The sequence below is a fragment of the Mesorhizobium sp. B2-7-1 genome (genome assembly GCF_006440735.1).
In the GTDB taxonomy this organism is placed as follows: Bacteria; Pseudomonadota; Alphaproteobacteria; order Rhizobiales; family Rhizobiaceae; genus Mesorhizobium.
In genome coordinates this window covers 1-8,742 of record NZ_VFUA01000168.1, presented here as the reverse complement: position 1 = coordinate 8,742, position 8,742 = coordinate 1, and the positions used below count along the sequence as shown (strand labels likewise).

At 63.9% G+C, this 8,742-nt stretch carries 11 protein-coding genes; 5 read left to right on the top strand and 6 right to left on the bottom strand.

The genetic code is table 11. The features are described from left to right. Together FJ471_RS33265 and FJ471_RS33260 are read right to left on the bottom strand one after the other, a co-directional pair. Window positions 1-367, bottom strand: a 367-nt coding sequence (locus tag FJ471_RS33265; RefSeq protein WP_281408553.1) for an isoprenylcysteine carboxylmethyltransferase family protein, incomplete at its 3' end; no start/stop codon positions are given. Between the two features lie 92 nt (window positions 368-459). After that, window positions 460-879: a hypothetical protein gene (locus FJ471_RS33260; protein ID WP_140810142.1), complete on the bottom strand. Its 420-nt coding sequence runs from the start codon at window positions 877-879 to the stop codon at window positions 460-462. A 33-nt stretch (window positions 880-912) separates the two neighbouring features. On the opposite strand from FJ471_RS33260, the gene FJ471_RS33255 reads away from it, so the two are divergent. Then, window positions 913-1,650: a TetR/AcrR family transcriptional regulator gene (locus FJ471_RS33255; RefSeq protein WP_246684899.1), complete on the top strand. Its 738-nt coding sequence runs from the start codon at window positions 913-915 to the stop codon at window positions 1,648-1,650. Beyond that, window positions 1,625-2,242, top strand: a complete 618-nt coding sequence (locus FJ471_RS33250; RefSeq protein ID WP_140810134.1) for an MOSC domain-containing protein — start codon at window positions 1,625-1,627, stop codon at window positions 2,240-2,242. The genes FJ471_RS33255 and FJ471_RS33250 overlap by 26 nt, the downstream gene beginning before the upstream one ends. Before the next feature lie 42 nt (window positions 2,243-2,284). Here FJ471_RS33250 and FJ471_RS33245 read toward each other — a convergent pair whose 3' ends face one another. The 3 genes from FJ471_RS33245 to tsaA form a co-directional block, all read right to left on the bottom strand. Next, window positions 2,285-3,124 (bottom strand): SDR family oxidoreductase, encoded by an 840-nt coding sequence (locus FJ471_RS33245; protein WP_140810126.1) that lies wholly within the window; start codon window positions 3,122-3,124, stop codon window positions 2,285-2,287. Between the two features lie 312 nt (window positions 3,125-3,436). Next, entirely contained in the window at window positions 3,437-3,751 is a 315-nt protein-coding gene (locus FJ471_RS33240) for a DUF2293 domain-containing protein (RefSeq protein ID WP_140810118.1), read from the bottom strand. Beyond that, on the bottom strand, window positions 3,748-4,254 hold the full coding sequence (tsaA, locus tag FJ471_RS33235) for a tRNA (N6-threonylcarbamoyladenosine(37)-N6)-methyltransferase TrmO (RefSeq protein ID WP_181179929.1): 507 nt from the start codon (window positions 4,252-4,254) through the stop codon (window positions 3,748-3,750). The genes FJ471_RS33240 and tsaA overlap by 4 nt, the downstream gene beginning before the upstream one ends. A gap of 140 nt (window positions 4,255-4,394) precedes the next feature. On the opposite strand from tsaA, the gene FJ471_RS33230 reads away from it, so the two are divergent. Further along, window positions 4,395-5,402, top strand: coding sequence for a metalloregulator ArsR/SmtB family transcription factor (locus FJ471_RS33230; protein WP_140810100.1), 1,008 nt, complete (start codon window positions 4,395-4,397; stop codon window positions 5,400-5,402). Further along, a complete protein-coding gene (gene metF, locus FJ471_RS33225; RefSeq protein ID WP_140810091.1) occupies window positions 5,402-6,319 on the top strand; it encodes a methylenetetrahydrofolate reductase [NAD(P)H] in 918 nt (305 codons plus the stop codon). Before FJ471_RS33230 ends, metF begins: the two co-directional genes overlap by 1 nt. 370 nt (window positions 6,320-6,689) lie before the next feature. Here metF and FJ471_RS33220 read toward each other — a convergent pair whose 3' ends face one another. Beyond that, entirely contained in the window at window positions 6,690-7,610 is a 921-nt protein-coding gene (locus FJ471_RS33220; protein ID WP_140810082.1) for a DMT family transporter, read from the bottom strand. Window positions 7,611-7,824: 214 nt separating this feature from the next. Between FJ471_RS33220 and FJ471_RS33215 the strand changes: the two genes are divergently transcribed. Continuing rightward, window positions 7,825-8,742 (top strand): alanine racemase (locus FJ471_RS33215; RefSeq protein ID WP_140810075.1); only part of this gene is annotated, 918 nt, incomplete at its 3' end.

The following is an 8,742-nucleotide window of genomic DNA, read 5'->3' as shown; positions in this document are numbered from 1 at the left end:
AGATCGGGTGGCGCACCAGGCGGTAGGGGCCGGTGTCGACGACGCGATGATCGGCCTTGGCGGTGACGTTGGCCGACCACAGGCGGCCGAGATACAGGCGCGCCCACCAGGCGAAGGCGATGCCGACCGCGATCAGGGCAACGCAGATCCAGGCCTCGGTGAGCGTCGGCATCCAGAGCCGCATCCTACCGACATAGCCGTGCGCCGGCACGAACAGCAGCACGGTGCCGGCCAGCCAGAAGACGCGATAGCGCGCCTCCGCCGTTAAAGCCGCGCGCTTTTGCGCGGGATCGGCCCAGAAGGCGGCCAGGAGCCACGATAGGGCCCAGAACAGCCAAAGCGCTGCGACGGCGTGTCCAACCTGCATGATCGAGCCTCTCGTCTGCCACGCGTTTAAGACGGCGCGGCAGACGAAAGAAAGTCGAAGCCGGTAAGAATGTCGTGATCAAGCCGGTGCTGTTACGCGGCGGCCTTTGCCGCGGCGACAAGCGCTTCGCCCGAATATTGCCGGCCGCCTATGCCCCAACCGCCGTCAGGGGCATTGAGGATGTTGATCCAGGTGTTGTTTGGCTTGTGGCCCGGCACGCAATACTCGGCGACGATCCTGGTGGCTGCGGTGATGAAGTTTCCGCGTGCCTCATCAGTCGCCAGGCCGATGTTCGGCAGCTTCAACTCCACCATGACGACGGGCCGGTTGGCGCCGCCGGCATAAATGCGATCAATCGGCAGGATATGAACCGTTCCGCCGACGATTCCGGTGAAGAATGAATTTCCGGTGGCCCCGGAGGCTTCGATGAGAGCGGCGCTAAGGCGAGGCAGGATTTCGCGCTCGCCCGCTTCGGTCAGCACGCCCTCGGGCGCGGTCAGGGTGATCGGCATGTTGGTTCTCCTTCGTGCTGCGCGTGGTTCCGCTTGCCACGTTGCGTATTGATTGTTACGTTACTTAAAGCAGATGAGTCAACAGATTTCGTATCGATCACTATGGAAGATCTTGAAAAATCACGTGGAGGCAGGCCGCGCGCGTTCGACCCGGAGGCCGCTCTCGACGCGGCCATGCTGCTTTTCTGGGAGCACGGCTATGAGGCGACCTCGCTTGCCATGCTGCGCGAGGCCATGGGCCTGACGCCGCCGCAGATCTACAACGCCTTCACCGACAAGGAGACGCTGTTCCGCCGTGCGCTGGCGCGATACCACGACAGAGAGATATCGTTTGCCCTGGATGCGCTCGGCGCGCCGGTGCGGACCCGAGAGGCGATCCGGCTGCTGCTGTTGGGAGCCGCGCAAGCCTATACAAGGCCGGGCAAGCCCGGCGGCTGCCTGTTCATCAGCGGTGCGCTGGCTACATCGCCGCAGGCGCAAGGCGTTGCCGACGCGCTCAAGGCGTATCGCAAGGCGACCGAAGCCGGCATCGCGGCGCGGCTGGCAAAAGGGTTCGCGGCGGGCGAGCTACCAGCGGGCGTAACGGTTGAGGGATTTGCCAAATACCTGGCTGGGGTCATGAACGGAATGTCGATCCAGGCGCGCGACGGAGCTTCGACCGAAGAGCTGGAGGCGTTGGCTGAAACGGCCCTTGCCGTGTGGCCGTCCGAAATGCAAGGAAGCGCCATCTTGAAGGATGAAGCCGATGCTGGACCTTTTTGCCGGGACTGAATCTGTGGTCGACATCGTGCCGGGCCGTAAGCTGACGGCAAAGGCGGCGGCGCTCTATGCCGCCCCGCACGATCATTTCGAGACGAGGGCGGTCGAGGGACTGCATCTTGGCTTCGACGGCATAGCGGGCGACTTCCATGGCGGAACAACGCGGCGTTCCGGCGGGCGCGAGCCCTGGTACCCGCGCGGCACCGAGATGCGCAACGAGCGGCAATTGTCGCTTGTCGCGGCGGACGAGCTTGCCATCATTGCCCAACGCATGGGGCTCGACGAGATCAAGCCGGAGTGGATCGGCGCCAACCTCCTGGTCGAAGGCGTGCCGCAGCTTTCGATGCTGCCGGCCGGCTCGCTGATGTTCTTCAAGGGTGGCGTGACGCTCAAGGTCGACGGCCAGAACAAGCCGTGCCGCGTTGCCGGACAGTCGATCGCCAAGCATGTCGGCGCCGTGGATCACAATGCCACCGCGCTGCTCTTTCCAAAAGAGGCGAAGCGGCTGCGCGGCCTTGTCGCCTGGGTCGAGAAGCCGGGCGTCATCAGGGCCGGCGAAGAGATCTCGGTGCGGGTGCCCGAGCAGTGGATTTACCCGGCCTGAGCAAAAGGCCACGCCGCAAGAACGGCGTGGCCCGTCCTAGCTTCAGGTTTTGCGGTTCTTGTTGGCGCCCTGCGCCATCACCGAGACATGGTCCCACTTTTCCCAGGTGGCGATGCGGTTGGCATATTCCTGCCTGATCATCGGCAGTCCGCCATCGCCGAAGAAGACCCTGAGCGGCGGCTCGGCCGCATCGACGATCGCCAGCATTGCCGGGCCGGTCGCTTGCGGATCGCCGGCGGCGGAACGGCTGCGTCGCTCGGCCATCGCCGCGCGGATCGGCTCATAGACTTGCAACGGCTTGGAGACCTTGGCCGAGGGCCCAGCCCAGTCCGTCGAGAAACCACCTGGCTCGACAAGGGTGACGTGGATGCCGAAGCCGGCGGCTTCCAGGCTGAGCGACTGGCTGAAGCCTTCCAGCGCCCATTTCGAGGCGTGGTAAAGGCCGAGCGAGGCGAAGGCGTTGACGCCGCCGATCGACGAGACCTGGATGATGTGGCCGGAGCGTTGCGTCCGCATGATGGGCAGCGCGGCTTGCGTCACCCAAAGCGCGCCGAAGACGTTGGTCTCGATCTGGTCGCGCGCTTCCTGCTCTGTCACTTCCTCGATGGCGCCGAAATGGCCGTAGCCGGCGTTGTTGATGACGACGTCGAGCCGGCCGAAGCGCTTGTGCGCCTCGGCGATCGCGGCGTCGACCGCTTGCTTGTCGGTGACGTCGAGCTCAATGGCGGCGACCTTGTCGCCATATTTCTCGACGAGATCGGCAAGCGTGCCGGCATCGCGCGCGGTTGCCGCGACGCGATCGCCGCGGGCGAGCGCGGCCTCGGCCCAGACGCGGCCAAAGCCTTTCGACGATCCGGTGATGAACCAAACCTTATCAGTCATGATCTGTGATCCTTGCCCTTGGAGCGGTGCAGCGCCTCTCAGGGTCGCCGAGCCGCTCCAAGTCGTTGTTTTTGCGAAATTCCAGGCGGGAAAGCGCTACGCGTTTTCCCTGGAATTGCCCTGGTGACGATATATTCCGGATATAAGCGGAGGATGCTCCGCTTGCTGCATGTACGGCGCTTTGGTCGTTTTTCCAGAGGCGCCGCCGGAATTATTTGGCGGCAGGGCCGGGAACAGGCAGCGCGCTCGACGAGGCCGGATCGTCATGCCTCCGGGTAAGAGACTTATCAGACGTCTGGTGGGTCGCCGACCTCACTCGTCCTCGTCGTCCTCTTCGAGCAGGCGCGTCGCCCGCCAGCGGGTGAGCACCTCGTTGGTCCGCCCGATGACGAAGAAACGCGCCGAATCCCGGTCATAGCCTTCGGCGAGCAGCTTCTCGTAGTCGGTGTGGACATGGCGGACATGGGCGATGGTTGCCAGCCAAACCGCGATCGTCGGCGGCAAGCTCTTCATATGCACTGAGCCAGCTTCGGCGCGGATCTTTTCCATGTCCGCGTAGGGAGCGAGCGGCAACAGCGCCGTCAGCGCCTTGGCGATCGCGCGGCGCCGTCCGGTGGGGGCGCTCATTTCTCGTCGCGCCCGGCGATCGTCGCTTCGGGGAAGGCGTCGGTCGAGGCGTGGTAGGGCTTGATGTCGATGACCGGCGTGCCGTCGAGCACATCGATGGCGTCGATCCCGATCCGGCCGGCCTCGATGTCGAGCGCGACAAGCTTCGCCACATGCAGGCCGACAGGGTTCGGCCGGGCAGGGGAACGCAACGAGAAAACGCCTTTCGGTTCAGCCGCATGGCGCGGTTTCTGTACAATCAGATTCCGCGGCGCGTGATGGAGCCAGGACAGGATGACGACATGGCTGGCGCGTTCCAGGTTTTGCAACCCGGGGCGATAGGGCTCGTCGATCAGGACCGTCGCGGCTTGCCCGGATTCGCGGGCGGCGCGCATGTTCTTGGGGCAATCCTCGCGACCAACCCATGGCGAGACGATGCGGCCGATAAAGACGACATGGCCGTCCGGCCGCAGTTCCGCCGGATCGGCTGCAAGAAGCGTTTCACCTTCGCGTGTCTCAAACATCCTCTTCATCCTGTCGAAGACCCAACTGCCTGGCGCGGATCACGGCTGCGCCATTTTCTTGTCCGGAAGCGACATAGCGCTTGCCAGGGTTTCAAAATCGACATAAACATATCTTTATATCTTTCAACGAGAACCCGCTCATGCATGTCTCGCTCGACACAATGGTAGATACATTGAAGGCGGCGGCCGAATCCAGCCGGCTGCGTATCCTGGTGCTGTTGTCGCGTGGCGATCTTACTGTCTCCGACCTCACCGAGATCCTCGGGCAGTCGCAGCCACGCGTCTCGCGCCATCTGAAGCTGCTGCTCGATGCCGGGCTGATCGGCCGCTACCAAGAAGGGTCCTGGGCCTTTTTCAGGCTGACCGATACGGATAATTCGCGCGATTTCGTGCAGCGCCTGGTGTCGGGCATAAGCGAGGCCGATCCGCAAGTGGTGCGCGATCTCGAGCGGCTGGCGGCGGTGAAGCGCAAGCGGCAGGACCGGGCGGCCGAATATTTCTCGGAAAACGCCGCGAGCTGGGATCACATCCGCTCGCTGCATGTGCCGGACCGCGCGGTGGAAGCGGCGCTCATCAAGCTCGTCGGCAAGCGGCCATTCCAGTCGATGCTCGACCTCGGCACCGGCACCGGCAGGCTGCTTGAAATCTTCGCGCCGCTCTACCGGCGGGGCGTCGGCATCGACATGTCGCGCGAGATGCTGACGGTGGCGCGCGCCAATCTCGACAAGGCCGGCATCGCCAATGCGCAGGTGCGCCAGGGCGACATTTTCTCGCCGCCGGTCGAGCGCAACGCCTTCGATCTAGTCACCATCCATCAGGTGCTGCACTATCTCGACGATCCGGCCCGGGCCATCGCCGAGGCGGCGAGGCTGCTCAGGCCATCGGGCCGGCTGATCGTCGTCGACTTCGCGCCGCACGCGCTGGAATTCCTGCGCGACCAGCATGCCCATATGCGGCTCGGCTTCTCCGACCGGCAGATGTCCGACTGGTTCGCCGAGGCGGGGCTCGACCTGGAGGACAGCCAGGAATTCGAGCCGCGCGGCGGCAACGAGGCGGGGCTCACCGTCAAGCTCTGGCTCGGCCGCGACCGCCGCCTGTTGATCGCCGATCCATCCAACGATTCCTTGCCAGTGAGGGAAACAGCCTGATGAACCAGTTCCGCTTTTCCCGCCGCCCCGACATCGGCGACAAGGTCCGGGTCTCGTTCGAATTCTTCCCGCCGAAGAACGACGAGATGGAAGCGAGGCTCTGGGACACGGTGACCCGGCTGGAACCGCTCAAACCGAAATTCGTCTCGGTGACTTACGGCGCCGGCGGCTCGACCCGCGAGCGCACGGCACGCACCGTCAAGCGCATCCTCAACGAGACGACGCTGACGCCGGCGGCGCATATGACCTGCGTCGACGCCGCGCGCGATCAGGTCGACACGGTCATCCGCGAATTCGCCGACATGGGCGTCAAGCGCTTCGTCGCACTGCGCGGCGATCCGGCGGCCGGCGTGGGGACCAGCTACCGTCCGCATCCCGACGGCTATGCCAATGGCGCCGAGCTGGTCGGGGCGCTGAAGAGCGTCGGCGATTTCGACATCTCGGTCTCGGCCTATCCGGAAAAGCATCCGGAGAGCCCCGACTTCGCTACCGACATCGATATGCTGAAGCGCAAGGTCGACAATGGCGCGACGCGGGCGATCACTCAGTTCTTCTTCGACAACGATCTTTACGAGCGTTACGTCGAGCGGGCGCGCCGCGCCGGCATCTATATCCCGATCGTGCCGGGCATCCTGCCGGTGCATAATTTCACCCAGGTCGCCAATTTCTCGTCGCGCTGCGGGGCGCTGGTGCCGGCCTGGCTGGCTGAGCGTTTTGAGGGGCTGGAGAACGATCCACAGACGCATGCGCTCGTCGCCTCCGCCGTGGCGGCCGAGCAGGTGCTCGACCTCGTCGAGCGCGGCGTCGGCGACTTCCATTTCTACACGATGAACCGTGCCGACCTCGTCTTTGCCGTCTGCCACATGATCGGTATCCGTTCGCATGAAGCGGAGGCGGCTGGTTCGGCTGCCGCATAAGGCGGGCTGGAATGGAAAAGGCCGGGTGGAACCCGGCCTTTTCGAACTGTTTGGACTACTCTCGGTGCTTTTCTTCCCGTCTTTGGCGGGTCAGGGAAGAACGCCTATGATAAGGGCACCGATGAATGCGAATGCGGCACAAATCATCAAAGCGTTGATCGGCCTCGTCAGTCCCATGTCATAGCCTCCTCTTCAGAGCTATGGCAGGAGTCTAGGGTCATTTGTGCCACAGGCAAGCGGAAAACGTGCTGCAATGCGACATGATTGTGGAATTCGCGACTTGGAATTTGCCGTTAGCCGTTGAAACTCTTCGGCAAAAGCCGGCTTCGCCGTTGTGAATAAATTGTGGCGGCGGTGTGGCATGACACCGCTACCATTTGCCGAACAATCGCCCGTCGATGGTGACCAGGCCTAAACCGATCAGCGTCATGCCGCCGATCTCGAACAGCGCCAGCCGCTCGCCGAGGAAGAGGAAGCCGAGCAGCACCGCACTGACCGGCACGACCAGGGTGACCAGCGAGGCATTGGTGGCGCCGGCCGAGGCGACGAGGTTGAAATAGAGGATGTAGGCGAAGGCGGTGGACAGCAACGCCAGGCCCAGGACCGCGGCCCAGACGGGAGGCGAAACCGAGAAAAGCCCTGAGGGGCCATACGCAATCAGCACGACCGGGATCATGATGATGGTCGATGCGGTCAGCTGCCCGGTGGCGATGACCGGCGAAGGCACGCCCTTGAAGCGGCGCGCGATCATCAGGGCGACGGCGTAGGAGAGCGAAGCGCCGATCAACGCGAACTTGGGCCAGACCGGCCCGCCGAGTCCGGCAAGCAGGCCAGGGCCGATCATGACCGCCGTTCCGGCAACGCCGAGCGCGATTCCGGCCAGCTTGTTCCAGGACAGCTTCTCGTCGGTTGTGAGCGCGTTGGCGAGGATCAGCGTCCAGAACGGCGTCGTCGCATTGAGCACGGAGGCGACGCCGGCGCCGAGCTGCGTCTGGCCGGCGAAGATGAGCGAGAAGGGCACGACGTTGTTGGTCAGCGCCAAAAGGAAGAAGAGGCCGGCATGCGGGAAGGCGAGCCGGAACGAAGGGCCGCGGACCGCCAGATAGAGCTGGAGTGCGATCGCGGCGATGGCGACGCGAAACAGCACCAGCGCCAGCGGATGGATTTCCGACACGGCAATGCGAGCAAAAAAGAACGAACCGCCCCAGATCGCGCCGAGCAGGAGAAGCTGCGCCCAATCCGTGAGCGTCATCGGTCCGCGCGTCGGCGCGGCGCCGGCCGTAATCGACATGTCCTGCTCCTCCCCTGGCCGATCGCAACCTCAGCCCGTCAAACATCGCAACAACCGATATCGAGTTCGGCGGCAAGAGCCACCCGAAACCTGACCGGTGGTTTAGCGTTGGCGAAATGTGCGGCCGGCCGCTCCGGGCCGCCAGACACAGAACTGTTTTCTTTGGCGGCTAGCTAGGATTAATTGTGCGCGCTCCAGACCTGAGGATTCGTCCATGCAGCGATTCGAAAATGCCCGTGAAGCGGCACTGGCGCTCCGTCCCGACGATCCGGTCTATTGCTTCCGCCCCCAGGTGCTGAAAGCGGATGCCTTGCAGTTCATGGGCATGTTTCCCGGCAAGACCGCTTATGCGGTGAAAACCAATGGCGAGCAGATCGTGCTGAAGACATTGGTGGAGGCCGGCGTCAGCACCTTCGACGTCGCCTCGCCCGGCGAGTTCGCCGCCGTGCGCGCGGTCTCGGCGGATGCCGAGATGCTCTACATGCATCCGGTCAAGGCGCAGTCGGACATCAAGCTGGCGCTCGAGAAATACGGCATTCGGGTGATCTCGCTCGACCACGAGGACGAGATCACCAAGCTGACGCGCGTCGTACGCGCGCTCGATATCGACCCGGGCGCCATCACCGTCTTCGTGCGCATCCAGACCAAGGGTCATGCGGCTTATGAATTGTCGAAGAAGTTCGGCGCCGGGCCTGCCAATGCCGTCGAGCTTGCCGAGCGCCTGAACCGCACCGGCTATAAGGTAGGGCTCTGTTTCCACGTCGGCAGCCAGATCGAGGATCCCGACACCTATGAGCGCGCGCTCGCCTCGGCCGATTGGGTGCGCAACCGCCTGACCTTCGACATAGTCGGGTTGGATGTCGGCGGTGGCTTCCCCGCCGAGTATGGCCACGATCCCAACCGCAAGCAGGTCGAGATGCCGTCGCTCGGCCAATTGATGTCGCGGCTGGCCGGCGACCTGAAAGAGTATCAGTTCGACCAGATGCCGCTGGTCGCGGAGCCCGGCCGAGTGATCGTGGCGCGCTGCTTGTCGCTGATCGTCCGCGTCCTGCTGCGCAAGGGCAAGCGGCTCTACATCAATGACGGCATCTGGGCGTCGCTGTCGGATTCATGGACCGGCAAGATCACGCTG